The following is a 26,025-nucleotide window of genomic DNA, read 5'->3' as shown; positions in this document are numbered from 1 at the left end:
CGTACTTTTTGTTCGTGACTATGACAACAACGCCTCGCACCGTGGCCGCCACGCCATGGGGCGCCGTGTCGATCGTGCTGGTCGGCGCGTTCATGGCCCTTCTGGACTCGTACATCGTCATCGTCGCCGGACCCGCGATCCAGGCCGACCTGGGCGCCTCCGGCGGCGAGCTGCAGTGGATCCTGGTCGGCTACCAGCTCACCTACGCGGTGTTCCTCGTCACCGGAGGCCGGCTCGGCGACCTGTACGGCCGCAAGCGCACGTTCGTCGCCGGCATGGCCCTCTTCACGGTGGCGTCCGTCGCGTGCGCGCTCTCCCCGGTCGCGCCCGTCCTCATCGCGGCCCGTCTCGTCCAGGGCCTGGGCTCCGCGCTGATGCTCCCGCAGGTCTACGCGGTCATCACCGTGCTGGTCCCGGAGCAGGGCAGGCACCGCGCGTACGGGGTGCTCGGAGCCGTCATGGGGCTCGCCACCGTCGCCGGCCAGCTCGTCGGCGGCCTGCTGATCGGCGCCGACCTGCTCGGCTCCGGCTGGCGTCCCGTGTTCTGGATCAACGTCCCGATCGGGCTGGCCACGATCCTGCTAGCGGCCAGGCTCCTGCCGGAGTCACGGGCGCCGCTCGCGCGCCGGCTCGACCTGCCGGGGGTCGTCGTGCTCAGCGTCGCGCTGTTCCTCCTGGCCTTCCCGCTCATCCAGGGGCGCCAGGCGGGATGGCCGTGGTGGACCTGGGCCTGCCTGGCCGCGGCCGTACCCGCCTTCGCCCTCTTCGTCCTCGTCGAGCGCAGGACCGCCAACCCGCTGGTGCGGATCTCCCTGTTCCGCACGCGGTCGTTCGCCGTCGGCATCCCCCTCGTCCTGGCGATCTACGCGCTGCTCTCGTCGTACTACCTCGTGCTGTCGATCTCCCTGCAGGACGGGCTCGGCATGCCGGCTCTCGGGGCGGGGCTGGTGTACGCCCCGGCCGCCCTCACCTTCTTCGTCTTCAGCATGGTCGCCGGCCGGCTCGTGCCCAAGTACGGCCGTCGCGTCCTGGAGATCGGGGCCGTCGTGCTCGCCATCGGGTACGCGACCACCGCGGCCGTGCTGACCGGCGGCCCGCCGTTCACGCCGGCGGTCGTCATCCCGACGCTCATGCTGCAGAGCGTCGGGGGAGGGCTGCTCATCACGCCGTCACTCAACGCGGTGCTGGCCCGGACGGACCCCGCCGACGCGGGCATGGCCTCCGGCGTGCTGTCCAGCGCCCAGCAGGTCGGCAACGCGCTCGGCGTCGCGCTCATCGGAGTCGTGTTCTTCCACGCCTTCGATCCCGCCACCGGAGACCGGGCCGCCGCGGCCGCCCACGCCCTGGCGATGTCCTCGTTGTTCACCTTCGCGGTCGCGACCGTGGCGGCGGTCCTGGTGTACCTGCTGCCCGCGAGGAAGGGCTGACAGGCGTGCTTCGGGAGAGCCCCGAGCACGTCCTCGGCGCGCGTCCACAGCACCGCGCCGACGCGGACCGGGGGCTCCGTGGTCTGCCGCCGGAGCACGCCGGGCGTCACTACTCCGATGTCAGGCGGGCGGGGAAGCCGCCGGTCGCGATGGGGCCCCAGCGGTCGATGCGGATGCGGATCAGCGACTTGTCCTGGCGCCGCATGGCGGCCCGGTACTCGTCCCAGTCGGGGTGCTCGCCGGCGATGCACCGGTAGTACTCGACCAGGGCTTCGAGGGCCTCGGGCATGTCCAGCACCTCCGCCTGCCCGTCGACCTGGACGTAAGGGCCGTTCCAGTCGTCGGACAACACGCAGATGGACACCCGCTGGTCGCGACGGGCGTTGCGGGCCTTGACCCGGTCGGGATAGGTGGAGACCACGATGCGGCCCTCCTCGTCGACCCCGCAGCTGACGGGGGAGAGCTGCGGCCGGCCGTCCTTGCGGGTGGTCGAGAGCAGGCCGTGGTGCCTGGGGCGGAGGAACTCGAGCAGCTCGGGCAGGTCGACGTGGCGTGCGGTGGCGATGTTCGGAGCCATCTCATGTGCCTTTCGGTCATACGAAAACGCTTCGATCCTTTCATCCGGAGCGGCGCCCGCCGGAGCGGGAGGCGTCCCCCGGCGTGATAACCCGCCCGGGCGGGGCATCAGGGGGGCGTCGGGGGAAATCGGGGGGAGTCGGGCATGTGCGGCATCTGCGGCTGGGTGGACTTCGAGCGGGACCTGCTGGGCGAGAGGGCCACCGCGCAGGCCATGACGGACACGATGGCCTGCCGTGGCCCCGACGACCAGGGGCTCTGGATGGCGTCGCACGCCGCCATCGGCCACCGGAGGCTGGCCATCATCGACCTCCCCGGCGGCCGGCAGCCCATGGTCGCCGACGAGGACGGCAGGGAGCCGGCCGTCCTCACCTACAGCGGAGAGGTGTACAACTACCGCGAGCTGCGCGGGGAGCTGGCCGCGCGCGGGCACCGCTTCCGCACCCAGAGCGACACCGAGGTCGTCCTGCGCGCGTACGTCGAGTGGGGCGAGGACCTGGCCGCCCGCCTGAACGGCATGTACGCCTTCGCCGTCTGGGACGCCGAGCGCGAGGAGCTGCTGCTGGTCCGCGACCGCATGGGGATCAAGCCGCTGTACTACTACCCGACCTCCCACGGCGTGCTGTTCGGCTCGGAGCCCAAGGCGATCCTCGCCAACCCGCTCGCTCACCGGGTGCTCGACGCCGACGGGCTCCGCGAGCTGGTGGCGTACGTCAAGACGCCGGAGCACGGGATCTTCAAGGGCATGTACGAGGTGCGCCCCGGCCAGCTCGTCCGGGTGAGCCGCGACGGGTGCAGCAAGCGCCGCTACTGGCAGCTGGAGTCCCGCGAGCACCGGGACGACGTCGACTCCACCGTCAAGACGGTGCGCGACCTGCTGGAGGACATCGTCCACCGCCAGCTCATCAGCGACGTCCCGCTGTGCGCGCTGCTGTCGGGCGGCCTGGACTCCAGCACGATCACCGCGCTCGCCGCCAGGGGCCTGGCTGAGCAGGAGCTGGGGAGGGTCCGCTCGTTCGCCGTGGACTTCGCCGGCTACACCGAGCACTTCAAGCCCGATGCGACCCGTTCGACGCCCGACGCGCCGTACGTCCACGAGGTGGCCGAGCACATCGACGCCGAGCACACCGACATCGTGCTCGACTCGCGGGAGCTGATGAACCCGGCCGTGCGGGCCGCCGTGCTGCGCGCCCGCGACCTGCCGATCGGCATCGGCGACATGGACAGCTCGCTCTACCTGCTGTTCGAGGCGATCAGAGGGCACTCCACGGTGGCGCTGTCCGGGGAGTCGGCCGACGAGGTGTTCGGCGGCTACCGGTGGTTCCACGACCCGGCGGCGGTCGCGGCCGAGACGTTCCCGTGGTTCATCGGCGGCCTCACCGACCGCCTGGGGGTGGAGCAGCTGTTCAAGGAGGACCTGGAGCGCACGCTCGACGTCTGCGGCTATCAGGACGCCAGCTACCGCCAGGCCATGGCCGAGGTGCCCGAGCTGCCCGGCGAGACGGGGCACGAGCGGCGCATGCGCGAGATCAGCTATCTGCACCTCACCCGGTTCGTACAGATCCTGCTCGACCGCAAGGACCGGATGAGCATGGCCGTCGGGCTGGAGGTCCGGGTGCCGTTCTGCGACCACCGGCTGGTGGAGTACGTCTTCAACGCCCCCTGGGCGATGAAGACCTTCGACGGGCGGGAGAAGAGCCTGCTGCGCGCGGCCGCCGCCGACCTGCTGCCCGAGTCCGTGCTCCAGCGGGTCAAGAGCCCCTACCCGGCCACCCAGGATCCGGCCTACGAACAGGCCCTGCGCGACGAGGCCCGCGCCCTGCTCGAGCGCGACACGCCCTGTGCCCAGCTGCTCGATCTGGGCAAGGCGCGTGCGCTCATCGATCGCCCGGTGGGCGACTCCAGCTCCCTCGCCGCCCGCGCCTCGCTGGAGCGGCTGCTGCAGCTCGACGCGTGGCTCAGGGAGTACCGGGTGCACCTCGCCCTCTGACCACGTGCCCGGAGGGGAGGCGGCACGCCGTTCGACGCCCGAGTGAGAGGGGAGCCGCTCGGGACGAAGACGGCGCTACCGGCCGATCAGGAGGCCGGCGTGGGCGTCGGGGTAGGGGTCGGGGTCGGGGTCTCCGAGACCGATGACGTCGGATCGGGGGTCGGTGTCTCGGTGGGGGTTTCCGTCGGTGTCTCGGTCGGGGTCGTGGTCGGCGTCGTGGTCGGTGTCGGGCACGCGGTCGGGGTCTGCCACGCAGGCTGGCCTGGCCACCACTGCCATGCCTGCTTCCAGCCCCTGTACGACCAGATCCGCTTGATGGGCCGCGACAGGTCGTAGACGGTGGCCGCGGTGGCCGCCTGGTCGTCGCCGGTCGCGGTCACCGACACCCAGTCGTCCTGCTTGACCGCGCTGTTGCCGCGGCGCCCGGCGATGGTGTGCGTGTTGTCGTCGATCGCGTACGTGCGCTCGAAGCCGTCCTGGCTCCGCACGGTGATCGAGTCCTCCGCGACGGCGGTTGCCTGCCCGGTCTGGGCGAACAGGGTCACGGTGCCGCAGCCGTCCTTCGTCGCCACCATGAACTCGCCGTGCATGGTCCCGACGAACCCCAGCGGGTTGATCGGCGCGATCTCAGGAGGTGTCGTGGTGGGCGTTTCCGTAGGTGTGTCGGTCGGCGTGTCTGTCGGTGTCTCGGTCGGTGTCGTGGTCGGTGTCGTGGTCGGTGTCGTGGTCGGTGTCTCCGTGGGTGTCTCGCTGATCGTCGGCGTGGGGGTCGGCGTGCCCGTCGGCGTCGTTCCCGATGCCGCCGAGGCGACTCCGATCCCGCCCGTCGTCGCCAGCACGACGGCGGCGGCGACGATCAGCGGGCGTGGGACGCGCCTGCGCGGCCCGTCCGGTTCGAATGACAGTTCCTCGTGTGGTTGGTCAGTTGGTGGCACCTTGTCCTCCACATCGGGTTTGTCCGATTAGAACCCCGACGGACTAAGCCACGTGTAAGCCGGCGCCGGGGGATCCGCCCGCACAGCGCTGCCCACATCCGTTGCCTTCATGCGCCACATAGCGGACACCTCTTCAGATAGTTAGGCATGAAATGCGAATATCAGAGGCGTTTGTCCCTTAAGCGATAGGCGGGAGCATGGCAGACGAACACGGCAGGAAGGCGCTGGTGGTGCGCGGAGGCTGGGAGGGACACGCCCCGGTCGAGGCCACCGAGCTCTTCGTGCCCTTCCTCGAGAAGCACGGGTTCGAGGTGCATCGGGCGGAGTCTCCGGCGCCCTACGCGGACTCCGCGTTCATGTCCGAGATCGACCTCATCGTGCAGTGCTACACGATGGGCACCATCGAGAGAGAGGAGCTGAGCGGGCTGGAGGCCGCGATCCGCGCGGGCACCGGGATGGCCGGCTGGCACGGCGGCATCGCCGACTCCTACCGCAACTCCTCCGACTACCTGCATCTCATCGGCGGGCAGTTCGCCTGCCATCCGGGCAAGGACCCGGCCGAGCGGGAAGGCTCGCAGGCAGACAACTTCGTCCCTTACACCGTCAACATGCTGCCCGAGGCGGCCACGCACCCCATCACCGAGGGGATCGCCGACTTCGACCTCGTCACCGAGCAGTACTGGGTCCTGACCGACGACTACATCGACGTGCTGGCGACGACGACGCAGAAGGTCCGCCCGTGGGATCCCTGGCACCGGGAGGTCACCTCGCCGGCCATCTGGACCCGCCGGTGGGGGAACGGGAAGATCTTCGTCACCACCCCCGGACACAGCCTCGACGTCCTGCACAACGACAGCGTGCGCACCATCATCGAAAGGGGAATGTTGTGGGCCAGCCGGTGAACGTCGGCGTTGTGGGGTGCGGGGCGATCTCGGCCCAGTACTTCCAGACCATCGACCGGCTGCCGCAGCTGCGGCTGGTGGCCGTGGCCGATCTGGACCTTGACCGGGCCCGCGAGGCGGTGCGTCCCTACGCGGGGGTCGACGTGCTGAGCGTGGCGGAGCTGATGGCGGACCCGCGCGTGGACGTCGTGCTCAACCTCACGATCCCCGCCGCCCACGCCGAGGTCGCGCTGCAGGCCATAGCGGCCGGCAAGGACGTCTACTGCGAGAAGCCCCTCGCCGCGACGACCGCGGACGCCGCACGCGTGCTCGAGGCGGCCGACGCGGCGAACGTACGCGTGGGGTGCGCGCCCGACACGGTGCTGGGCACGGGCACGCAGACCGCGCGCAACGCGATCGACGACGGCCTGATCGGCAGGCCGATCGCGGCGACCGCGACGATGATGACACCCGGCCACGAACGCTGGCATCCCAATCCCGACTTCTACTACGTCCCCGGCGGCGGCCCGCTCCTCGACATGGGGCCGTACTACATCACCAGCCTGGTGACGCTGCTCGGGCCGGTGGCGAGCGTCATCGGCGCGGCCAGCCGTACGCGTCCCAAGCGCACGATCGGCTCGGGCCCCCGCCAGGGCGAGGAGATTCCGGTGCTGGTGGACACCCACGTCACCGGGGTGCTCGTGCATGCCTCGGGGGCGCTGTCCACGCTGGTGATGAGCTTCGACGGGGTGGCGACCAAGGCGCCCAACATCGAGGTGCACGGCGAGAAGGGCTCGCTCGTCGTGCCCGACCCCAACCGCTTCGACGGCCAGGTCCTGATCTCGGGCAAGGACGGCTGGCGCGAGCTTCCCGAGGCGGCCGGCTACGTCGGGGCCGGGCGCGGCGTGGGGCTGATCGACTTCGGGGCGACCTCCGCGGACAAGGAGCTCCGCGCGGGCGGCTCGCTGGCCTTCCACGTGCTCGACGTCATGGAGTCGCTGCTGGCCGCGGCGGATTCGGGCTCGGCGGTGAGCGTCGCGAGCACCTGCGAACGGCCTCGTCCCGTGGCTCTCCATCCGGGCGAGTCGTAACAAGAAGCGCCCGACCAGGCGCTCACCGCGAGAACGTGGGCCTCCGCACGTGGTTCGATCACTTCGTGCGGGTGGCCTTCGAGCCCAGCCAGGACACGAACCTGGGCACCGACTCGGCCGCCTGGCTGATCGCGTAGAACAGCCTCGGCGGCACGTGCGGGAGCAGCGCGGAGTGCCGGTGGCCGAGCAGCGTGAACATCTGCCGCGGCGACAGGTCGATGTAGCGCGGCAGGTTCTCGTACCACTGGGCGCTGCGGTGGGCCCCCTTCTGGGTGCCCAGGATCGCGGCCTTGCGGTCGCGCTCGTAGCGGGCGATGGCGGCCGGCAGCGTCGTCTCCTCGTGCAGCGCGTTGACCAGCCCGGCGGCGTCGCCGAGCGCGAGGGCGGTGCCCGCGCCGATGGAGTAGTGCGTGGTGTGCGCGGCGTCCCCGAGCAGGACGACGTTGTCGCGGTACCACGTCCGGCAGGTCAGGGTGCGGAAGTTCAGCCAGTGCGAGCTGCCGTCGGGGTGCGCCCGGCCGATCAGCGGGTGGCCGTCCAGGATCTCGGAGAAGAGCTTCTCCAGGAGGGCCAGGCTGTCGGCCTCGTTCGCCTCGTGGAGCCCGAGCCCTCGCCAGGTCGCGGGGGAGCACTCGACCACGCAGGTGCTGTGCGTCTGGCTGAACCCGTAGCCGTAGCACCAGATCCAGCCGTGCGGGGTGTTCGTGAAGGCGAAGGTGAAGGCCTTGAAGATCTGGGTGGTGCCGAGCCAGGTGTAGTAGTTGTCCCCGACCGCGAACTCGGGGCCGAAGTGGTCGGCGTGCCGCTCGCGCAGCACGCTCTTGACGCCGTCGCCGGCGACGATGAGATCGGCCTCGGGCAGCTCGTGCTCGCCGGTGATCTCGTGCTCGAACTCGACGCGTACGCCGAGCGCGCGGGCCCGTTCGGCGAGGATGTCGAGCAGCAGGTGCCGGCCGATGCCGAAACCCTCGTCCCCGTGATCCACCGTCACCGTCGCGCGGTCGCGGATGTGCGCGACCCAGCTGTCCCAGTGGACCGAGTTCGCGCGGATGGCGCTCGCGGACTCGGGGTCGGCGGCGAGGAGGTAGCCGAGCAGCTCGTCCCAGTAGGTCACACCCCAGCCGTACGTCGATCCGGCCCGGTTTCGCTCGTAGACGGTGATGTCGTGGGACGGGTCCACCCGCTTCATCAGGATGGAGAAGTACAGATTGGCGGGTCCGCCACCGACGCAGGCGACCTTCACAATAGCCCCCGAAATACACAAGGTAACCTATCTGTCACTAAGAGTAACAGGAGCTCGATCGGCTACCGGGGGGCGGGGGCGTTCCAGAGCCGGGCGAGGAACAGGACGAGCGTGTCCGCGACAGAGCTGTCGAGCTCGTCCGGGTGGTCGAGCGCCCATGCGTCGAGGGCGTCGAAGACGCCCGCGGTGGCGACGGCGACCAGCTCGGCGCTGGGGTCCGGGGCGATGAGGCCGATCTTCATGCCGTTCGCGACGAGGTCGCGGATCCACGGATCGCCGCCGGGGCGCGGCTGCCCGGCCAGCACCGCCCGGTCGTCCGGATGCTCGCGCAGGTGCGCCGCCAGCCGGGTCGTGCCCGCCACGAGCTGCCGCCACAACTCCTGCGCGGTCCCCACCTCGCTCCAGGGGCCGAGCGCGGTCAGCGTGCGGGCGGCCGCGTCGGCGACCACCGCGCCGAACAGGTCGTCCTTGCCGTCGAAGTAGTGGTACGCGGAGGTCTTCGAGATGCCCGCCTCGGCGATGATCTGGTTGAACGACGCGGCGTCCTTGCCGTCGCGGGCGAAGTGGGCGCGGGCGACCGCGAGGATGGCGGCCCGGGCGTCGGCCGGCAGCCGGTCGAAGCGGGGAAGTGGCATCGGGTTCCTAGAGGTTGTGGGCGGCCGGCTGCCGGATGGCCGGCGTGCGGCCGACCTGGACCGTCATGATCCAGTGTGCCGCCCACAATAGGAGGGCGATCGCCCCGCCGGCGTATCCGGCCGCCCCGGGGAAGAGGGACAGGATCTGGAACGCGCACCAGCCGTATCCGAGCACCGTCCACTTCCGGACAAATCCGCCCGAGGCGCGCCCGTCGGCGGCCAGCGAGGCGGAGACGGTGCGCACGATGAAGAAGTCCTCGACGAAGTTGTAGGGGATCGCGAACATCCACCACACCGAGGCGGGAGCGGCGGCCCGGGCCGACGGCCGTACGGCCGTCATCGTGCGCTGGAGGGCGCGGCAGTACAGCGCGACGAGGCCGAAGAAGACGGCGACGGCGATCAGGCCGCCGGGCATGCCCAGCGCGGCGATCTCGCCCAGGATGCCGCTTCCCCAGTGCGGCGCCCACAGCGGACAGGTCAGCAGGATCGAGACGAGGACGGTGCCCAGGACCTTGACGATGGCTCGCATGGCGAGAGTGTACTAGTGGTACACACCATCAGTCCACCTCAGAGGATCAGCTCGTACTCGATCTGCTCGATCGGGTTGCCGTCGCCGAAGTCGTGGCCGCGGACGGCGCCCGACTCCGTGAAGCCGCTCTTGGCGTAGAACCGGCGGGACTGGGGCGTGTCACGCAGCGTCCACAGGTGGACCCTCCCGAAGCGCTCCTCGCGGATCCTGTCCAGGGACGCGGCCATCAGGGCGCCCGCGACGCCGGTTCCCCAGCCGTCCGGATGACCGTAGAAGCCGAAGATCTCCGCCGACTCCGGGTGCGCCGGCGAGGAGCCGAAGTAGGAGAACGCCAGCGGTCGCCCGTCCAGCGTGGCCAGCAGGATGGTGTCCTTGGCGTCGGCGAGCACGCCGTGCCACTTGCCGCGCCGGTGGCTCACGGCGTGGTCGAAGAACTTTGTGGGGAAGAAACCGGCATAGGCGACTTTCCAGGACTCGGCGTGGATCTCGCCCACCGCATCCCCGTCGCCGGGAGCCGCCGGGAACACCTTGAATACTCCGTTCATGGAAGAACGGTATGCCTCAGAGGGCGATGAGCTGCTCGCCGCGTGCGACCCTGCGGATGGCGTCGATGAGCTCGTCCGCGGGGCCGTCCTTGGTCAGGAACGCCGACGCCCCGGCGGCCAGCGCGCGCTGCACGTTTCCCGGTCTGGGCAGGCCGGTCAGGATCAGCGTGCGGCAGGCGGGCAACCGCCGGCGTAGCTCGGCGGCGGTGGTGAGCCCGTCCACGTGGGGCAGGCCGATGTCGATCACCGCCACGTCCGGGCGGTGACGCAGGGCGGCGGGCACGACCCGGTCGCCGGAGGCCAGCTCGGCGACCACTTCGAGGTCGTCCTCCAGTTCGAGCAGGGCGACCAGCGTGTCACGCAGGTCGTCCACGTCCTCGGCGACCAGGATCCGCGTCACCGGCGCCCGGCTGGGGCCACCGCCACAGTCCATCGCGCCCTCCACCGGCCCGTGCCGCCCTTGCCCACGCTTCAGTGTTCGCGCATCGCGAGCTCCGCTGCCAGTGCGGCCCGGCACGACCCCGGCATGCGGAACGCATGGGCCGGACCGTGCAGAATGCATGCCGGCCCGGGTCCGGGGCTCACAGCCAGCCGGCCTCCTCGGCGATGCGCGCCGCGTCCACCCGGTTGCGCGCGCCCAGCTTGGTGACCGCCGCCGCGAGGTAGTTGCGTACGGTCCCGTACGACAAGTGCATGTCGGCGGCGATCTCGGCCGCCGAGGCGCCGGCCGCGTGGCGCTTGAGCACCTCGGCCTCCCGGGGCGAGAGCGGGTTGCCGGACGCCTCCAGCGCCGCCAGCGCCAGCTTCGCGTCGATCACGCGCTCGCCCGCGGCCACCCGCCGGATCGCGTCGACCAGCTCCTGCGACGGCGCGTCCTTGACGACGAACCCCGACACGCGCGCGGCCAGCGCCCGCCGCAGCGTCCCCGGCCTGCCCAGACCGGTCAGGATCAGGGTCCGGCACTCCGGCAGGAGGCGGTGCAGCTCCGCGGCCGCGGTGAGCCCGTCGGTGCCGGGCAGGTCGATGTCGATGATCGCCACGTCGGGGCGGTGCCGGAGCGCCGTGGGGACGATCCGGTCGCCGGCGGCCAGCTCGGCGACCACTTCCAGGTCGTCCTCCAGCCCGAGTAAGGCGACCAGGGTGTCACGCAGGATGCGCATGTCCTCGGCGATCAGAATCCGGATCATCTGTCCCTCCCGGAGCAACCACAGCGACCCGGCGCCCTCAACCTAACACTTGCCGCCTCTTGAAGATCGGCACGTGCAGAGTGCACGTCGGACGCGGTGCGAATCCCACGCCGACCTCGTGCCCGCGGCACTGGTCGCGTCCGCCCTGATCGGACGACACTCGGCAGCAGACGCCCTGGCGAGCCAGGCCAAAAGCGACAGGATGCCCGGCTATTCGGACAAGCCGGCCGGTCGCCGCTTGCCCGGTTTCCGGCCTCCGAGCTGAACTGGCACCGGTCGGCCAGGGCGCCACAACCCCCCGTCACGACGCTTAGGAGTCCGGCGATGACTGTTCACGAGCCACCCACCGGCAGGGCGCGCCTGGCCGGGCGATTCATCTGGCACTACATCGAGATGGTCATCGCGATGAGCGTCGGGATGCTGCTGCTCGGCCTGGTGTGGAGCGCGGTCCTGCCGGCGGACACCCGGTTCGACGTCAGCACGTTGCTCATGGCCGCCGACATGACCATCGGCATGGCCGTCTGGATGCGGGTGCGCCGCCACGGCTGGGCCGCCGTCGGCGAGATGAGCCTGGCGATGTTCGCGCCGTTTGTCGTGCTGCTCGTCCCGTACTGGTTCGGCGCGTTGCCGGGCGACCTGGTGACGTCGATCGGGCACACGCTGATGTTCGTCCTCATGGCCGTGGCCATGGTGTGGCGGCGCGCGGAGTACCTCCACCATCACCACCGGCTGCGCGTCCCGTGGAAGTGGGTCAGGAGGGTGGCCCTCGTGCCGGCCGTGCTGCTGATCCCCGCTTCGGTCTCCGCCGTGAACACCATCGGCAAGTTCGGCGACCTGTACCGGGCGCGCTCGGACGCGGTGTCGGCCGAGCCGGTGGCCAGGGCCCATGACCCGGCCAAGCCCACGGTGGCGTTCCTGGTCGGCGGCAAGGGCGCGAACGCGGCCGACCTGCTCGGGCCATACGAGGTGCTGGCGGGCACCGGCCGGGTGAACACCTACGTCGTCTCGGCAGGACCCCGGCTGGTGCCCCTGACCGGCGGCCTGGACATCGTGCCGGACCTGACGTTCGACGAGCTGACGCGGCTCATGGGCGAGCGGAACGACCGCGTCGACGCCGTGGTGATCCCGGCCCTGCAGACGCCCGAACCGGCGGAGTCCGCCTCGATCAGCGCCTGGCTGCGGCAGCAGTCGGCCGCCGGCGCGCTGACCGTCAGCGTCTGCACCGGGGCCCGTACGCTCGCCGCGAGCGGGCTGCTGGACGGCAGGCCCGCGACCTCCCACTGGCTGCGGCTGTCCGCACTGCGGAAGGACTTCGGCGCCGTCAAGTGGACGAGCGGCACGCGGTACGTCGACGACGGCAACGTGATCACCACCGCCGGCGTGCTGTCCGGAATGGACGGCGGCCTGCGGATCATCGAACGGCTGCTCGACGCGGACACCGCGCGTGCGGCGGCGCAGCGGGTCCACTGGCGCCACTACGTTCCCGGCCGCGCCGCGCGGATCCCCGAGTCCGGTCTGGAGCCGTCGGACGTGGTCGTCGCGCTCAACGCCTCCTACCAGACCGGCCCGTCGACCATCGGCGTACAGCTGAGCGAGGGCGTCGGGGAGCTGGAGCTCGCCTCCGCGTTCGTCTCCTACACCGAGCAGTCCATGGTCGGGCGCACCGTCGCGGTCGGCGACGGCGTGGTCCACTCCGAGCACGGCCTGACGTTCGTGCCGCGTTCGACGGTGGCGGCGGCCGGCCTCGACCGCCTCCTCGTGCCGGGGCTGGACGCGGCGCGCCGCCAGACGGCGGCCACCACGGGGCCGCGGCCCGAGTACCTCCACGTCAACCCGGAGTTCGCGTTCGACCCGGTGCTGCGCGACATCGCCCGCACCTACGACGTGCAGACCGCCCGGTTCACCGCCAAGACGCTGGAGTACCCGGTGCTCGACGTCAAGCTGACCGGCAGCGCCTGGCCGTGGTCCGCCACCCTCGTCTTCGTGCTGCTCACCCTGTTGGGCGGCGCCGTCGCCGGCGGGACCGGCATGGTGTTCCGCCGGATCCGGGCCGGCCGGCGCCCGGAACCACTCGACGCGCCGGCCCCCGAGGAGCCGCCGCTCATGACGGCCCCGGCCACACCCGAGCGCTGACCCCCTTTCCGTCCTGGCCGCCGCCGCACCCCGCCCGGCGGCCAGGACGCGTGACTTCGTCGCCGGACGTCACCTCGTTGATCTGTACGGAATTCATGGCCTTCGGCTAGGTTCCGGGTCATGGGGTCGGCGTTCAGGCTCGCGCGCCTTGTCGCGGTCGTCGTCAGTGTCGGGTTCTCCTACGGCGGGTTCATCGGCATCTTCCGGTCCGGCGACATCGCCGGCCAGAAGGCTCTCGGGTGCGGGCTGCTGGTCGGGCTGCTCCTGCTGCACCTCTACAACTGCGTCCGGGCCCCGGACGGGCGCCGGCCGACGGCGTGGCAGTGGACGCTCGCCCTGCAGGCGGTGCTGACCGGCGCCGGGCTGCACCTGTTCGCGAGCACGTGGTACGGCAACACCGGCTTCCTGGCCGCCGCCGTCCTCCTCCTGATCCGCCCGGCCGCGCTCGCCTGGGCGGGATTCGCGGTCATCGTGCTCGCGCAGTTCCTCTCGGGCCTGGAGGTACGCCCCACGGTCTGGGACGCGGCCTACCTGGCCGTCGGGCACACGGCCTTCGTGGGCCTGGCGCTCTACGGCGTCGCCCGGTTCGCCGACCTCGTCAGGGACATGGAGCGGACCAGGACGGCGCTGGCCGACGCCGAGGTCACCCGGGAGCGGCTGGCCTTCGCCCAGCTGCTCAACGAGCGGGTCGGGACGAGCATCGAGGAGGTGGTCCGCCACGGCGACGCCGTCAGGGAGTCGTCCGATCTGCCGGCCGTACGGGAGCGGCTGAGCGCGAGCCTGGCCACCGCCAGGTCGGCGCTGAACGAGACCCGGCTCGTCGCGCACTCCCACCGCGACGGCGCCCCCGCGGGACTGCGGGTGGCCGACGACCTGACCACCACCGTCGTGACCGGGCTCGGCGCGGCCGCCACGCTCCTGATGCTGCTCACCAACCCGGTCAAGTCCATCCTCAAGTCGGACGCGGCCGGCGGCGAGATCGTGCTGTACCTCGGGCTGCTGACCGTCTTCACCGCGCTGTTCCTGTGGTGCTGCCGGATCGGCGACGACGACGGGCGGCCACGCCATTGGCGGCTCGCCCTCGCCGCCGCGTTCGTCGTCGCGCTGGCTCCCGAGATCGTCTTCGAGCGGCCCTTCTGGTACCTCAGCATCTTCCTGCCCGCGCTCACGCTCGTCCTGCTGCGCGGGTGGCTGCGCTGGGCCGTGACGATCCCGCTGGTCGCCCAGGACTTGCTCACGTTCGTGATCTGGGACTTCACGCTCCAGGGCCCGACTCTCGCCGACCAGACGTACCAGATGGTGTGGACCGGCGAGCGCGCGCTCGTCGTCTACGGGTTCGTCCGGATGGCCCGGCTCGCGCGCGAGCTGCGGGCCGCGCGTGCGGAGCTGGCGCGTACGGAGATCGCCCGCGAGCGCCTGCGGTTCGCCCGCGACCTGCACGACCTCTTCGGGTTCAGCCTGTCGGTCATCGTGCTGAAGAGCGAGCTCGCCTTCCGCCTGCTCGGCAAGGACCGGGAGCGGGCCCGGCGGGAGCTGGACGAGGGCCTCGCGGCGGCCCGGCAGGTGCTCGCGGAAATCGGGACCGTCGCGGCGGGCTACCGCGAGATCTCCCTGGAGGACGAGGCCGCATCGGCCAGAGCCGCGCTGGAGACGGCGGGCTTCGCGGTGGACGGGACCGTGGAGGCCCGGCAGCTCACCGCCGAGCAGAACAGCGTCCTCGCGACCGTGCTGCGCGAGGGCGTCACCAACATCCTGCGGCACAGCGACGGCCGCAGCTGCACCCTCGACGCCAGGACCGTCGGCGGCAAGGTGGTGCTGCGTCTGCGGAACGACGGCGTCAGGACGAACGACGTCCCGCCCGGCGCCGGCCTCGACAACCTCAGGCACCGGCTGCGGGCCGTGGGAGGGCTGCTGAGCAGCGAGACCCTGGACGGCTCCTACGTGCTGACCGCGGAGATCCCCGCGGCCGGCTAGATCCAGCCCTCGTCGGTCGCGATGCGGATGGCGTCGACGCGGTTGCGGGCGCCGAGCCGCATGACGGCCGACGACAGATAGTTGCGTACGGTGCCGCGGCTGAGCGACAGCATCCCGGCGATCTCATCGGCCTCCGCCCCGGTCGCGGCCGCCTTCAGCACCTCGGCCTCGCGCTCGGAGAGGGGGCTCTCGGCCGTCTGGAGCGCGATCAGCGCGAGCTGCGGATCCACGACCCGCTCCCCGGCGATCACGCGGCGGATCGCGTCGATGAGCTCGTGGGTGGGCGCGTGCTTGAGCAGGAACCCGGCCGCGCCGGACGCCAGGGCGCGGCGCAGGTAGCCGGGCCGGGCCAGCCCGGACAGCATCACGACCTTGCACGAGGGGAGCTCCTGCCGCAGCCGGTCCGCCCCGGTGAGCCCGTCGAGGCCGGGCAGCTCGATGTCGAGCAGGGCCACGTCGGGCCGGTGCGCGACCGCCGCCGCGACGATCCGGTCGCCCCGCTCGACCTGGGCCACGACCTCGAGATCGTCCTCCAGGTCGAGGACTGCGGAGAGCGTCTCCCTGAGGATCCGCACGTCCTCCGCGATCATGATTCTGATCAATGTGAATCCTTCACACGGGACTCGTGAACCAGGCACTACCGGGCGTTTCCCCGGCACGCGAAGCTCATTACACACCAACCGGAGCCGTCGGATCCGACATCAGGCTCCCGCCCCCCGCAAATCACCAGGAGTCACCATGGGCAAGGTCGTTTCAGTCATCTTCATCTCGATGGACGGCGTCGTCGAGGAGCCCGCCTGGACCGCACCGTTCTGGACCGACGAGCACGGCAAGTTCCAGGCCGGTCAGCTGCACGGGTGCCGCGCCCTGCTGCTCGGCCGCGTCACCTACGACGGCATGTCCGTGGCCTGGCCGGCGATGGAGGAGGCCGGCGAGGACGTGGGCGAGGTGAACAGGATGCCGAAGTACGTGGCCTCCACCACGCTCAAGAACCCGACGTGGAACGCCACCGTCATCGACGGCGACGTCGCCGAGGCCGTGGCCAAGCTGAAGGCCGAGGACGACGGGGACCTCCTCGTCTACGGCAGCGGCGAGCTGGTCAACTGCCTCATCAAGCACGGGCTCCTCGACGAGCTCAAGCTCTTCCTCCACCCGGTCGTGGTGGGCAAGGGCAAGCGGCTGTTCGCCGACGGGATCGACACGACGGCCTGGTGCCTGGCCGGCACCCACACCTTCAGCGGCGGCGCCGTCGTCCTCGACTACCGCCCGGCCCAGCCGCCCGCGGCCTGAGCCGTTCCCGAGCCTGGCCCGCGCGGTCGCCCGAGGTCCAGCGGCACTGGGCGGCGGGCCGCCGTCACCACCCCGCGCTGCGAGTGGGGAACCGTGCGGGCCGGGCGGACCCGGCGGGCGCGGTCGAGGAGTCGCCGGGTGGCGCGCTGTTTCGGCGCGCCACCCGGCCTCAGTGATATCGGTTCAGGCCGAAACTACTGGCGGGCGAGCCGGAACAGCCGCTCGTTGATCTTGTAGTAGAGGTTGCCGAAGCCGTCCGCCGTCAGCCCCTCCACCCCCGACTCCGTCCGCAGCACGGTCACCGCCTTGGTCGCCTTGTCGATCGCGAAGATCTGGTCGCCGGCCGTGCCGTACACGCGGGCCGGGTCCTGGGGCACGGTCAGCAGCACCCCGTCCCGCCAGGCCATGCTGGATTTGGCCGCATAGTCGGGGTCGTCGAACAGCCGCTTGGCGGTGATCGCCTCGGGCCGCGCCGGATCGAGGGTGAGCAGCGTGCCGCCCGCCAGGCCCCACAGCTCGCCGTCCACCACAGCCAGGGCCGTGACGGCCTTGGGTTCCGTCAGCGGGAGCGGATGCGTGCGCACGGCGCCGGTGGCGGGGTCGTAGGAGAACAGCGTGGCCGACGCCCCCGGGGCGTAGACGGGGTCCACGCCCAGGGCGCCGCGCGTGGAGGTACCGCCGAACACCTTGCCGCCGGCGTAGGCCAGCGAGACGACGGCCTGGTCGGGCACGACGCACAGGGTTCGCCCGGCCGTGCCCGGCTTCCAGATGCTGAGTGCGCCGCTGCGTTTGCCGTACTTCGGCACCGTGCCCATGTAGATGGTGCCGTCCGGCCCGCCGGCCAGCGCGTACGGCCGGTCCTGCGGGGGCGGGCCCTTGCCCGGCTCGCAGTCGTCGGCCTTGTCGCCCGCCTCGCCGCCGGTGTACCTGAGCGTGGGCGGCCACGGGCCTCCGGGCTGGTAGCTGTAGAGCCGGGCCGAGGGATAGACGCCGATGTAGAGCAGGCCGTCGTGGGCCAGCAGGCTGTCGGTCTGGTTGAGCCCGTCGAGGGTGAGCCTGTCCGGCTGGTTGTCGTCGTTGTCGCCCCGCAGCGGGTCGTAGACGCCGGTGCCGCCGGTCAGGTAGCCGCCGGTGTAGACGCGGCCGTCGGGTCCCGCGCCGAGCGCGTTGATCGCGGCGGGCAGGATCGGGGTGCCGGCCACGAGGTTGCTGCTCCAGCGGCCGCCGGCGGGCTCGTACTTGAAGATCCTGGTGCCGTCCGTGGCCGCGCCGAGGCCGACCAGCGTGCTGCCCGACCAGGTGTAGCCGGTGACGTCGAGGCCGGGCCGCACGGAGGTGGCCTGCACGGTCCGGGTGGCGATGTCGTAGGAGTGCAGCAGGCCGTCCTTGACGAACCAGACCAGGCCGTCGCGCGCCGGGGAGTGGTGCAGGTCCACGTCGGTGATCGCGGCGTCGGTGGCGGCCGTGTAGGAGCCGTCGGCGTTGCGGATGACGCGCAGGACGAGCAGGGTGCGGTCGATCCAGGCGAACAGCCTGCCGCCCGTCCACGTGAGGCCGCCGACCATGGAGTTGTGGGCGTAGGCCGCGGGAAGGAGGCTGTCCACCCGCTTGGTGGCGTTGTCGTACCTGATCAGGGCCGCGTTCGTGCCGGTGCCGAGATAGGTGGCGTCGGCGGCCGGGTCGTGGGCGAGGCTGCGCACATTCTGGGCGCCGGCCACGACGGGCACGCTGCCGAGCGTGGTGAAAGTGCCGTTCTCGTACTGGAAGTAGCGGCCGTCGTTGTAGGTGCCGCCGTACACCTTCCCGCCCGCTCCCGGCTCCAGGTCCCAGATGAAGGAGTAGCCGCCCTCCGCCCGGCCGAGGTCGGTGATCGTGGACTGGCCGGGGACGTGCCGGTAGAGCTTGGAGTTGGGGTAGGTGCCGAGGTAGACACTGCCGTCGGTGGCGGTGGCCGCCGCCCAGCCGCCGACGGTGGGTGTGGCCACGCTGTCGGGGATGGTGAGCTTCCGGGTCACCTTCTCGGTGGCGACGTCGATGACGGCCAGCTGCGGGTTGACCTCGTAGGTGCCGGTGTAGACGGCGTACGCGCTGCCGCCCGAGAAGGTGGTGGCGTTGGGCACTCTGCTGTTGATCTGCACGCCCAGATCGGTCCGGTCCTTGGTGATCAGCACCTCGTCCCAGTAGGAGGTGGCCACGTCGGCCACGCCCGAGTAGATGAGGGCCGAGACGGTGGCCGTGCCGGCGGGTGCGACGCCCGAGGCCGTGACGCGGTTCCAGCGCCTGCCCGTCGCCGGGGCGTTGGCGCCGCCGGCCAGCAGCTTGCCGGAGGCGTCCCGGAAGCGCAGGTACAGGTACGCGGTGCCGCTTTCGGCCCACACCTGGGCCTGCAGGGTGTAGCGGGTGCCCGCGGTGGCGGGCAGGCCCGGCATGCTCTCCCTGCCGTAGGCGGCGCTCGGATCGGTGTCGGTGATGCGCGCCGTGGTGCGCTCGTCCCAGGTCACGGCCTCGACGCCGCCCGCGGTGTGCGAGCCGCTCCAGCCGTCCAGTCCTTTGTCGAAGCTGTCGTTGGCGATCCGCAGGTCGGCCGCGGTCGCGGGCGTTCCGAGCGGCGCCGCCAGCAGTGCCGTCAGGAGCGTCGCCGCCACCGCCGCGCGCAGGGCCCGCCCGCGCGTGAGCCGGGGCCGCTTCAAGTGAGCCTCCACGGGAATCCGCACGGCACCACCTCCGAGGTCGTGTTCGTTTGTGCTCAATTACGGTCCCGACCGTAACCTTGTGGACGGAGTCCGTCAATGGTGATCGGTGCGCCACGGTCTCAGCAAGGCTTAAGAGAGCGGGCCACAGTCCTCAGCAAGGCTTCATGGGCGCCTCAGCCCCGTCCCAGAGCGGCCCTCGATCGTCTCTGCCATGAGCACGATGACGGTGACAGCGCCTCGGGTTGAGGCGGCAAGGGGGACCCGCCTGGTCGAGGTCGTGGTCCCCGTCCACAACGAACAGCGGGTGCCGGCCGAGAACCGCGGGCTGCGGATCCACGAGGTCCCCGTGGACTGGGTGGACGATCCCGACAGCCGGGTCGACATCGTCAGGACCGCCGCGGACGACCTCAAGGGGATGTGGCGAGTGGCGCGGAACCGGGTGGCACGATGACCGCGGAGCTGCTGGAACGCCCGGTCGATCGCGCCGCGGCCGCCACGGCGCCGAAGGACCCGCGGTGGGCCCGCCCCGCCTTGTGGGGCGTGCTGGCCGTGTCCGCCCTCCTCTACACCTGGGCGCTCGGCCAGAACGGCTACGCCAACACCTACTACGCCGCCGCCGTCTACTCCGGCACCCAGAGCTGGAAGGCGTTCTTCTTCGGAGCCCTGGACTCCGGCTCCTTCATCACCGTCGACAAGCCGCCGCTGGCGCTGTGGGTGATGGGCCTGTCGGCCCGTGTCTTCGGGTTCGGGACGTGGAGCATGCTGCTTCCCCAGGCGATCGCCGGCGTCGCCGCCGTGGGGCTGGTCCATTCGGCGGTACGGCGGGCGCTCGGCTCGCCCGCCGGGGCCCTGATCGCGGCGGCGGTCATGGCGCTCACCCCGATCACCGTGGCCATCAACCGGGACAACAACCCCGACACGATCCTGGTCCTGCTGCTGGTCGCGGCGGCCTGGCTCTGCCTGGAGGCGATCCGCACCGGCCGGACGCGCACGCTGCTGGTCGCGGCCGTGCTGGTCGGGCTGGCGTTCAACACCAAGATGCTCCAGGCGTACCTGGTCGTCCCCGCCTTCGCCGTGGCCTACCTGGTGGCCGCGCCCGGCAGCCTGCAGTGGCGGGCCGGCCGCCTGCTCGCGGCAGGAGCGGCCCTCGTGGCCGCCAGCGGCTGGTGGATGGCGATCGTCGACCTGTGGCCGTCGGACAGCCGGCCGTACATCGGGGGCAGCGAGAACAACACTGTCTGGGACCTGGTCATCGGATACAACGGCCTCGGCCGGATCTTCGGCGCGAGCGGCAACGGCGGCGGCGCGAGCTTCGGCGGCGAGGCCGGGGCCACCCGGCTGTTCAACGACACGATGGCGGGCCAGATCTCGTGGCTGATCCCGTTCGCGGCCCTCGCGCTGGTCGTGGGGATCGCGCTGGTGGGCCGCCGTCCGCGAACCGAGCCGGTCCGGGCCTCCCTGCTGCTGTGGGGCGGCTGGCTCGCGATCCACTTCATGGTGTTCAGCTTCTCCGAGGGCACCTTCCACCCCTACTACGCCACCGCCATGGCCCCGGCGATCGCCGCCCTCACCGGGATCGGCGGGGTGCTGATGTGGCGCGCCCACCGGCGCTCGTCCGCCTGGCGGTGGGCGCTGCCGCTCGGCGTGGCCGTCACCGGGGGCTGGTCGTTCGTGGTGCTCAGCCGTAACGGCGACTTCCTGCCGTGGCTGCCCTGGGTGGTGCTGGGCCTGACCGCGGTGGCGGTGCCGGGGCTGCTGGCGGGCGCGTTCGGGGCCCGGCGGCTGGCCGCGGTGGCCCTGGTCGCCGGGCTGCTCGGCGGCCTGGCCGGGCCCGCGGCGTACGCGGTGACCCCGCTGACCTCGGCCGTCCAGGGCACCAACCCGACGGCGGGGCCGGTCGCGAGCGGCCCCGGCCGGCAGGCGCCCCCGTCCGCCGCGGGCCGTCCTGAAGGCGGCCGCGGGCCCGGTGGCGGGCAGGTGAGCAGCCAGATGATCGCCTACCTGAAGTCCCACCAGGGCGACGCGACGTGGCTGGTGGCCGTCGACAGCGCGCAGAGCGCGTCGTCGATCATCCTGTCCACCGGCGAGGCGGTCATCGCCATGGGCGGCTTCACCGGGAGCGATCCCGCCATGACCGTCGCCAAGCTGAAGGAGTACGTCTCCAGCGGTCAGCTGAAGTACATCCTGATCGGCGGCGACGACGGCCGGAGAGGCACCGACTCCTCGGTGACGGAGTGGGTGAAGGCCAACGGGACCCTGGTGGACGCCTCGGACTACAGCGGCACCGACGGCGGCACCGACGGCGGCGGCCAGGCCCTCTACCGGCTCGACTGATTACACAGGGTTATTTCCGCAGCTAGGGCGGGCACAACGTGAGGAAGTGCCCGCCTGGAGGAGCCCAATGCCGACCCTCGTCCGGTTCACCGCCACCGCTCTGCTGGTCGTGGTCGCCGCTGCCTGCGCCGACTCGCGTACCGCGCCGTCGACGCCTCTGTCGGCGGCGACGGACACGCTGCCACCCACGACGGACACGCCGCCGCCCACGCCGACCGCCTCCATGCGGCCCTCGGCGACCGGGCCGCACCCGGCAGACGGGAGCAGCCTGGCGTCCTGCAAGGACGCCGACTGCGAGGTGGAGGTCCGGGCCGGCGACCGGCTCAGGATCGACAAGCGGTTCGGCGTGCAGCGGCTCACCATCAGCTCACTCGATCCGGACGAGGTCACGATCGCGCTCCTGGGCTTCACCGGCGGGCTGCAGGTCGAGGGGGCGAACGTCAGCATCACCGGCAGCTGCGTCAACGGGCGCTGCCGCGACGAGGGCAAGCTGTCCCTGGCCCCCGGCAGATCCGCCCGCATCAACAACCTGCGGCTGGAGCTGCCCTACCTCTCCGGCGACCACGCCGTTCTGCGCCTCACCCCCAGATGATCGCCGGCCCAGGTCCGTGCCGTCGCGCGTCCCCGGTCGCAGGATGGGTTCCGGTCAGCGGGGCACGAAACCGCGGTAGACGACGCGCCGCCGCCGGAGCACCGGCCACTGCCGCTCGCTGATGCCGCCCAGCACGAGGGCGGTCACCGCGCCGGTGAGGAGAGCGCCCACGAGGACGCTCATGACGAGCATGAAGGCGATTGCCATGACGGACCCCTTCGCGAGGAGTTGAAGCTTAAACTTACCGGCGTGAACAGCGGCCCCACGCGGCCTATTCCCCCCGGGGCGGCCCCGACGAGCGGGCCCGGGCCCGCTCGTACCGCCGACCTGGCCAGGGTCGGGCCTTTCCTCTTTCAGCCTTTTCGGCTTTGGGCGCGCGTGCGTAATGAACGAGTGGCCGCCCCGAAGGCCCCCCGTGACCACCACCTGCCTGACCTGCGACCGGCTATTTCCGGCGGGCGATAATCAGCACCGAAAAGATGCCGCGAACGCCCGCCGGTGAAACTTTCAGTGACCGGGCCGACAAATGTTTGACAACAGATCCCGCACGGCTCACGATCACCTCGAAATGTCGTTCCATGACAAAAGGGGGATCGATGCGTTTTCTGCGGCGCTTATCGGGGATCGTCGTCGCCGGGCTCCTCCTGGCCGCCCTGCCCGCCGGAACGGCCCAGGCGGACGTGCCCCCCGGCTACGCCTGCGCGGTGACCTACGCCAGCACCGGGTGGGGCACCGGGTTCCAGGCCGACGTGACCATCAGCAACACGGGGACTCGTACGTTCAGCCCGTGGATCCTGCAGTTCGTCTTCCCCGGGAGCCAGACCCTCGCCGCCGGCTGGAACGGCACCTTCACCGCGACCCCGCCGAGCGTCCAGGTCACCGGCCCGAGCTATCACAAGAGCATCGATCCCGGCACGAGCTTCGGAATCGGCTTCAACGCGAACGGCGCGAACGACCAGCCCACCAGCTTCACGGTCAACGGCGTCCCCTGCACCGTGTCCTGATGAAAGGGCGATGAGACGCACCGCGCCCCGAGAACTGTGCGCTGTCAGGGCAGGCCGCAGGTCAGGTCGTGCTCCAGCGTGCGGGCGTAGGACTCGACGCCGGCCACGATGTCGATCGTGTCGGGGTCGAGCAGCCACTGGGTCTGCAGGCCGTCGAGTGTCGCGATGATCTCGGCGGCCTTGGCCATGGGGTCGATGTCCTGGCGGGTGAGGCCGGCGGCCTGGGCCGAGCGGATGCTGTCGGCGACGATGGCGCGCATCGCGCGGTAGCGGTCGACGAAGTGCTGATGGCCGGGCGCGCCGGGCTCCAGGCTCTCCGCGACCAGGACGGTGAACAGCTTGGCCAGCCCCGCCCGCTCCTTGTTGCGGCGCGCGAACTCCGGCATGGCCCGCAGCCGCCCGGAGGGCTCCATGCCCAGGAGCTCCATCGCGAACGCCTCGCTGTCGAGGTCACGCCGTTCGATCACGGCCAGGAGCAGCCCCGCCTTGCTGCCGAAGTGATGCAGGAGGCCGGGCTCGCTGATGCCCGCCCGGGCCGCGACGGCGGGGAGCGAGGTGCCTCGGAAGCCGTCGCGCGCGAACATCTCCGCGGCCACGGCGATGATCTCCTCTCGCCGTAAGCGGGCGCGCTCTTGTCTGCTGGGGTCTTGCCTCCTTCGGGCCACGATGTTAAATCTAACCCATCACTTACCGAGTGCTCAGTAAGTGAATTCCCCCAGAAGCAGCGAGGTGTGACTCATGTCTTCGAGGCGCCGACGCATCCCAGGGTTAGTGGCCGCGGGAATCCTGCTGGCCGGGCTGGGCACCTGCCAGCAGGTGCAGGCCGCGCAGCGGGAGCCGGTCATCCTGATTCACGGCTGGAACGGGTCGCCGACCGAGTTCGCCCAGATGGAGGCCGCGCTGGAGCAGGCCGGCCATCCCGCGTACCCGATCGACCTCCCGGGCGAGGAGAACATCGCCAACGCGGGAGCCATCAGGGACCTGGTGGCGCAGGTACGCCAGGAGAACGGCGGCGGGAAGGTCAGCCTCGTCGGGCACAGCATGGGAGGGCTGTCGGCGCGCTATTACCTGAAGTTCCTCGGCGGCGCCGATGCCACGCTGAGCTACGTCTCGATGGGCACCGGGCAGCGCGGCTACTGGCCGGCCTGCCTCCTGCCGGCGAACCAGGGCGGGCAGATGTGCCCCACCGGCACCTTCATCGGCCAGCTCAACAGCGGCGACCCGACGCCCGACCCCGTCCGGTACACGCTGCTGGTGAGCTCGCTCGACGAGACGCGCAACGACGTCATCGACGGCGTGTGGTGCAAGGCCGAGTTCCCCGGGGTGGCGCATGCCGACGAGCCGAAGTCGCAGGTGTTCATCGACGGGGTGATCAGCGCTCTGGACGGGAGCTGCCCGTCCTGACACCGGTACAGCTGGCTGTACCTGAACGCTCCAGCGCACGGGATCGATCAGGATGCCGTTCGCCGACAGGCTTGGTGATGTCCGAAGCGGACGACCCTCACCGAGAAATCAGGAGCGTTTCCCATGTCGCGTACCTCTTCCGAGCCGAAGTCCTCCCGGCGCGTGCGGGTTCTCGCGGCGGCGCTGACGGCGCTGTCGGGGCTGGTCGTGGCGGGGACGCCGGCAGCCGCCGCGGCCACCGGGCTCGACCGCACCGCGAACCTCGTGCGGCAGGGCCCGGACGAGAGCCTGTCCGCCGAGCTGGCCGAGGTGCGGGACGAGCTGAAGCGCAACCACCGGCCCGACGCCGTGCAGAGGAAGCTGGACGGGCTGGTGGAGAAGGACAGGTTCCCGGCGGCGCTGGCCGCGGTGCAGGACGGCAAGGGCCGGACCCGCCACTACACCGCCGGCGTCGCGGATCTGACGACCAAGGAGGAGGTCCCGGTCGACGGCCGGGTGCGGATCGCGAGCAACACCAAGATGTTCACCGCGGTGGCGGTGCTGCAGCTGGTCGGCGAGGGCAAGGTCGATCTGGACGAGCCGATCGAGACGTATCTGCCGAAGGTGGTGCGTGGCAAGGGCATCGACGGCAGGAGGATCACGGTGCGGCAGCTGCTGCAGCACACCAGCGGCCTGCCGAACTACACCCGCTGGATGCCGAGCATCTTCAAGACCCGTGACGTCTACCGCTCGCCCCAGGACCTCCTGGACATGGCGTTCGCGCACAAGGCGTCGTTCGCGCCGGGCACGAGCTGGGAGTACAGCAACACCAACTACGTGCTGGCGGGCCTGCTGATCGAGAAGGTCACCGGCCGTCCGGTGGCCGAGGTGATCACGGATCGCATCATCGAGCCGATCGGGCTGCGTGACACGTACTGGCCGGGCAAGAAGGACAGGACGATCCGCGGGCGTCACCCGCAGGGATACGGGTCGGAGAAGCCCGGCGGCAAGCTGAAGGACATCACGAACCTGGACCCGTCGTGGGGATGGGCGGCCGGCCAGCTGATCGGCACCCCGAGCGACCTCAACCGCTTCATGAGCGCCCTGATGGGCGGCAAGCTGCTCAAGCCGGAGCAGCTGGCGGCCATGAAGCACACGATGAAGGCGCCCGGGTTCCCGGCCGGTTGGGAGTACGGGCTGGGCCTGATGAAGATGCCGCTGAGCTGCGGCGGTGTCATCTGGGGCCACGGTGGCGACATCGACGGCTACGAGACCCGCAATGGAGTGACCGAGGACGGCCGCGCCGCCACCGTCGCCGTCACGGCGCTGCCTCCCACCGAGGAGGCCCATCAGCACGTGATCGAGGCCATGGACACCGCGCTGTGCGCCAAGCGGTAGCCGATCCCTGAGCCGGCCGCCCGGATCCCGTCCGGGCGGCTTTCGTATGCCGGGATTTACCATGGCCCGATCATTCGTGTCAAATTTACCGGCGAGTTTCGTCGGGCGCTGATGAAAGTTTCACGAACGCGAAACTTTACGGCCAGGACATTCGGGCAGGTTGTGCTTGTACAGCGCCTTTTGGA

Annotated in this window: 24 protein-coding genes and 1 pseudogene; 13 read left to right on the top strand and 12 right to left on the bottom strand. The window is 71.1% G+C overall.

Annotated elements, in window-relative coordinates; all coding sequences use genetic code 11:
• Nucleotides 1-20 precede the first annotated feature (20 nt).
• Nucleotides 21-1,427 (top strand): MFS transporter, encoded by a 1,407-nt coding sequence (locus ACFKCF_RS48350; RefSeq protein ID WP_394502333.1) that lies wholly within the window; start codon nucleotides 21-23, stop codon nucleotides 1,425-1,427.
• A gap of 109 nt (nucleotides 1,428-1,536) precedes the next feature.
• On the opposite strand, the gene ACFKCF_RS48345 is transcribed toward ACFKCF_RS48350, so the two are convergent.
• Nucleotides 1,537-2,004, bottom strand: a complete 468-nt coding sequence (locus ACFKCF_RS48345) for a PPOX class F420-dependent oxidoreductase (protein ID WP_394502322.1) — start codon at nucleotides 2,002-2,004, stop codon at nucleotides 1,537-1,539.
• Between the two features lie 144 nt (nucleotides 2,005-2,148).
• Here ACFKCF_RS48345 and asnB point away from each other — a divergent pair, with 144 nt between their 5' ends.
• Nucleotides 2,149-3,993 (top strand): asparagine synthase (glutamine-hydrolyzing), encoded by a 1,845-nt coding sequence (asnB, locus tag ACFKCF_RS48340; RefSeq protein WP_394502321.1) that lies wholly within the window; start codon nucleotides 2,149-2,151, stop codon nucleotides 3,991-3,993.
• An 86-nt stretch (nucleotides 3,994-4,079) separates the two neighbouring features.
• Here the strand turns inward: asnB and ACFKCF_RS48335 are convergent, their stop codons facing one another.
• Nucleotides 4,080-4,928: a hypothetical protein gene (locus ACFKCF_RS48335; protein WP_394502319.1), complete on the bottom strand. Its 849-nt coding sequence runs from the start codon at nucleotides 4,926-4,928 to the stop codon at nucleotides 4,080-4,082.
• A 197-nt stretch (nucleotides 4,929-5,125) separates the two neighbouring features.
• On the opposite strand from ACFKCF_RS48335, the gene ACFKCF_RS48330 reads away from it, so the two are divergent.
• Both ACFKCF_RS48330 and ACFKCF_RS48325 read left to right on the top strand, forming a co-directional pair.
• On the top strand, nucleotides 5,126-5,830 hold the full coding sequence (locus ACFKCF_RS48330) for a ThuA domain-containing protein (RefSeq protein ID WP_394502317.1): 705 nt from the start codon (nucleotides 5,126-5,128) through the stop codon (nucleotides 5,828-5,830).
• Complete coding sequence (locus ACFKCF_RS48325) at nucleotides 5,815-6,900, top strand: Gfo/Idh/MocA family protein (RefSeq protein WP_394502315.1); 1,086 nt, start codon at nucleotides 5,815-5,817, stop codon at nucleotides 6,898-6,900. Before ACFKCF_RS48330 ends, ACFKCF_RS48325 begins: the two co-directional genes overlap by 16 nt.
• A gap of 58 nt (nucleotides 6,901-6,958) precedes the next feature.
• Here ACFKCF_RS48325 and ACFKCF_RS48320 read toward each other — a convergent pair whose 3' ends face one another.
• The 6 genes from ACFKCF_RS48320 to ACFKCF_RS48295 form a co-directional block, all read right to left on the bottom strand.
• A complete protein-coding gene (locus ACFKCF_RS48320) occupies nucleotides 6,959-8,143 on the bottom strand; it encodes an FAD-dependent monooxygenase (protein WP_394502313.1) in 1,185 nt (394 codons plus the stop codon).
• A gap of 62 nt (nucleotides 8,144-8,205) precedes the next feature.
• Nucleotides 8,206-8,778: a TetR/AcrR family transcriptional regulator gene (locus ACFKCF_RS48315; protein ID WP_394502311.1), complete on the bottom strand. Its 573-nt coding sequence runs from the start codon at nucleotides 8,776-8,778 to the stop codon at nucleotides 8,206-8,208.
• Nucleotides 8,779-8,785: 7 nt separating this feature from the next.
• Nucleotides 8,786-9,307: a hypothetical protein gene (locus ACFKCF_RS48310; protein WP_394502309.1), complete on the bottom strand. Its 522-nt coding sequence runs from the start codon at nucleotides 9,305-9,307 to the stop codon at nucleotides 8,786-8,788.
• A gap of 38 nt (nucleotides 9,308-9,345) precedes the next feature.
• Nucleotides 9,346-9,852 carry a GNAT family N-acetyltransferase gene (locus tag ACFKCF_RS48305; protein ID WP_394502307.1) on the bottom strand — a complete coding sequence of 169 codons (507 nt, stop codon included), beginning with the start codon at nucleotides 9,850-9,852 and terminating at the stop codon, nucleotides 9,346-9,348.
• 16 nt (nucleotides 9,853-9,868) lie between these two features.
• A complete protein-coding gene (locus ACFKCF_RS48300) occupies nucleotides 9,869-10,285 on the bottom strand; it encodes a response regulator (protein ID WP_394502305.1) in 417 nt (138 codons plus the stop codon).
• Nucleotides 10,286-10,433: 148 nt separating this feature from the next.
• A complete protein-coding gene (locus ACFKCF_RS48295; protein ID WP_394502302.1) occupies nucleotides 10,434-11,039 on the bottom strand; it encodes a DNA-binding response regulator in 606 nt (201 codons plus the stop codon).
• A gap of 324 nt (nucleotides 11,040-11,363) precedes the next feature.
• Between ACFKCF_RS48295 and ACFKCF_RS48290 the strand changes: the two genes are divergently transcribed.
• The gene (locus ACFKCF_RS48290) at nucleotides 11,364-13,172 is read left to right on the top strand and encodes a DJ-1/PfpI family protein (protein WP_394502300.1); all 1,809 of its coding nucleotides are present in this window, start codon (nucleotides 11,364-11,366) and stop codon (nucleotides 13,170-13,172) included.
• Nucleotides 13,173-13,292: 120 nt separating this feature from the next.
• Nucleotides 13,293-15,146 (top strand): sensor histidine kinase, encoded by a 1,854-nt coding sequence (locus tag ACFKCF_RS48285; RefSeq protein ID WP_394502298.1) that lies wholly within the window; start codon nucleotides 13,293-13,295, stop codon nucleotides 15,144-15,146.
• Here ACFKCF_RS48285 and ACFKCF_RS48280 read toward each other — a convergent pair.
• Entirely contained in the window at nucleotides 15,143-15,748 is a 606-nt protein-coding gene (locus tag ACFKCF_RS48280) for a response regulator (protein ID WP_394502295.1), read from the bottom strand. The genes ACFKCF_RS48285 and ACFKCF_RS48280 overlap by 4 nt on opposite strands.
• Before the next feature lie 136 nt (nucleotides 15,749-15,884).
• Here ACFKCF_RS48280 and ACFKCF_RS48275 point away from each other — a divergent pair, with 136 nt between their 5' ends.
• Nucleotides 15,885-16,436: a dihydrofolate reductase family protein gene (locus tag ACFKCF_RS48275; RefSeq protein WP_394502293.1), complete on the top strand. Its 552-nt coding sequence runs from the start codon at nucleotides 15,885-15,887 to the stop codon at nucleotides 16,434-16,436.
• Nucleotides 16,437-16,630: 194 nt separating this feature from the next.
• Here ACFKCF_RS48275 and ACFKCF_RS48270 read toward each other — a convergent pair whose 3' ends face one another.
• Complete coding sequence (locus ACFKCF_RS48270; protein ID WP_394502291.1) at nucleotides 16,631-19,126, bottom strand: hypothetical protein; 2,496 nt, start codon at nucleotides 19,124-19,126, stop codon at nucleotides 16,631-16,633.
• A gap of 313 nt (nucleotides 19,127-19,439) precedes the next feature.
• On the opposite strand from ACFKCF_RS48270, the pseudogene ACFKCF_RS48265 reads away from it, so the two are divergent.
• The 3 genes and pseudogenes from ACFKCF_RS48265 to ACFKCF_RS48255 form a co-directional block, all read left to right on the top strand.
• A pseudogene (locus ACFKCF_RS48265) lies at nucleotides 19,440-19,562 on the top strand (glycosyltransferase family 2 protein); the annotation flags it as partial.
• 14 nt (nucleotides 19,563-19,576) lie between these two features.
• Nucleotides 19,577-21,463 carry a glycosyltransferase family 39 protein gene (locus ACFKCF_RS48260; RefSeq protein ID WP_394502290.1) on the top strand — a complete coding sequence of 629 codons (1,887 nt, stop codon included), beginning with the start codon at nucleotides 19,577-19,579 and terminating at the stop codon, nucleotides 21,461-21,463.
• A gap of 67 nt (nucleotides 21,464-21,530) precedes the next feature.
• Complete coding sequence (locus ACFKCF_RS48255) at nucleotides 21,531-22,055, top strand: hypothetical protein (protein ID WP_394502288.1); 525 nt, start codon at nucleotides 21,531-21,533, stop codon at nucleotides 22,053-22,055.
• Between the two features lie 54 nt (nucleotides 22,056-22,109).
• Here ACFKCF_RS48255 and ACFKCF_RS48250 read toward each other — a convergent pair whose 3' ends face one another.
• Nucleotides 22,110-22,262 carry a hypothetical protein gene (locus tag ACFKCF_RS48250; RefSeq protein WP_394502286.1) on the bottom strand — a complete coding sequence of 51 codons (153 nt, stop codon included), beginning with the start codon at nucleotides 22,260-22,262 and terminating at the stop codon, nucleotides 22,110-22,112.
• A gap of 389 nt (nucleotides 22,263-22,651) precedes the next feature.
• Between ACFKCF_RS48250 and ACFKCF_RS48245 the strand changes: the two genes are divergently transcribed.
• The gene (locus tag ACFKCF_RS48245; RefSeq protein ID WP_394502284.1) at nucleotides 22,652-23,059 is read left to right on the top strand and encodes a cellulose binding domain-containing protein; all 408 of its coding nucleotides are present in this window, start codon (nucleotides 22,652-22,654) and stop codon (nucleotides 23,057-23,059) included.
• Between the two features lie 44 nt (nucleotides 23,060-23,103).
• Here the strand turns inward: ACFKCF_RS48245 and ACFKCF_RS48240 are convergent, their stop codons facing one another.
• Nucleotides 23,104-23,655: a TetR/AcrR family transcriptional regulator gene (locus tag ACFKCF_RS48240; protein ID WP_394502282.1), complete on the bottom strand. Its 552-nt coding sequence runs from the start codon at nucleotides 23,653-23,655 to the stop codon at nucleotides 23,104-23,106.
• A gap of 175 nt (nucleotides 23,656-23,830) precedes the next feature.
• On the opposite strand from ACFKCF_RS48240, the gene ACFKCF_RS48235 reads away from it, so the two are divergent.
• A complete protein-coding gene (locus tag ACFKCF_RS48235; protein WP_394502280.1) occupies nucleotides 23,831-24,463 on the top strand; it encodes an esterase/lipase family protein in 633 nt (210 codons plus the stop codon).
• Between the two features lie 123 nt (nucleotides 24,464-24,586).
• The gene (locus ACFKCF_RS48230) at nucleotides 24,587-25,840 is read left to right on the top strand and encodes a serine hydrolase domain-containing protein (RefSeq protein WP_394502278.1); all 1,254 of its coding nucleotides are present in this window, start codon (nucleotides 24,587-24,589) and stop codon (nucleotides 25,838-25,840) included.
• Nucleotides 25,841-26,025: the final 185 nt, after the last annotated feature.

This window comes from Nonomuraea sp. JJY05 (assembly GCF_043496855.1).
Classification (GTDB): domain Bacteria; phylum Actinomycetota; class Actinomycetes; order Streptosporangiales; family Streptosporangiaceae; genus Nonomuraea.
Note: the sequence above shows the minus strand (reverse complement) of the source record. Positions and strands in the feature narration are given on the sequence as shown.

Coding starts and splice junctions, on each gene's coding strand:
- ACFKCF_RS48250 (WP_394502286.1), bottom strand. CDS start 22,262: ATGGCAATCGCCTTCATGCTCGTCATGAGCGTCCTCGTGGGCGCTCTC.
- ACFKCF_RS48260 (WP_394502290.1), top strand. CDS start 19,577: ATGACCGCGGAGCTGCTGGAACGCCCGGTCGATCGCGCCGCGGCCGCC.
- ACFKCF_RS48330 (WP_394502317.1), top strand. CDS start 5,126: ATGGCAGACGAACACGGCAGGAAGGCGCTGGTGGTGCGCGGAGGCTGG.
- ACFKCF_RS48230 (WP_394502278.1), top strand. CDS start 24,587: ATGTCGCGTACCTCTTCCGAGCCGAAGTCCTCCCGGCGCGTGCGGGTT.
- ACFKCF_RS48275 (WP_394502293.1), top strand. CDS start 15,885: ATGGGCAAGGTCGTTTCAGTCATCTTCATCTCGATGGACGGCGTCGTC.
- ACFKCF_RS48295 (WP_394502302.1), bottom strand. CDS start 11,039: ATGATCCGGATTCTGATCGCCGAGGACATGCGCATCCTGCGTGACACC.
- ACFKCF_RS48305 (WP_394502307.1), bottom strand. CDS start 9,852: ATGAACGGAGTATTCAAGGTGTTCCCGGCGGCTCCCGGCGACGGGGAT.
- ACFKCF_RS48345 (WP_394502322.1), bottom strand. CDS start 2,004: ATGGCTCCGAACATCGCCACCGCACGCCACGTCGACCTGCCCGAGCTG.
- ACFKCF_RS48290 (WP_394502300.1), top strand. CDS start 11,364: ATGACTGTTCACGAGCCACCCACCGGCAGGGCGCGCCTGGCCGGGCGA.
- ACFKCF_RS48310 (WP_394502309.1), bottom strand. CDS start 9,307: ATGCGAGCCATCGTCAAGGTCCTGGGCACCGTCCTCGTCTCGATCCTG.
- asnB (WP_394502321.1), top strand. CDS start 2,149: ATGTGCGGCATCTGCGGCTGGGTGGACTTCGAGCGGGACCTGCTGGGC.
- ACFKCF_RS48285 (WP_394502298.1), top strand. CDS start 13,293: ATGGGGTCGGCGTTCAGGCTCGCGCGCCTTGTCGCGGTCGTCGTCAGT.
- ACFKCF_RS48315 (WP_394502311.1), bottom strand. CDS start 8,778: ATGCCACTTCCCCGCTTCGACCGGCTGCCGGCCGACGCCCGGGCCGCC.
- ACFKCF_RS48245 (WP_394502284.1), top strand. CDS start 22,652: ATGCGTTTTCTGCGGCGCTTATCGGGGATCGTCGTCGCCGGGCTCCTC.
- ACFKCF_RS48350 (WP_394502333.1), top strand. CDS start 21: ATGACAACAACGCCTCGCACCGTGGCCGCCACGCCATGGGGCGCCGTG.
- ACFKCF_RS48255 (WP_394502288.1), top strand. CDS start 21,531: ATGCCGACCCTCGTCCGGTTCACCGCCACCGCTCTGCTGGTCGTGGTC.
- ACFKCF_RS48300 (WP_394502305.1), bottom strand. CDS start 10,285: ATGGACTGTGGCGGTGGCCCCAGCCGGGCGCCGGTGACGCGGATCCTG.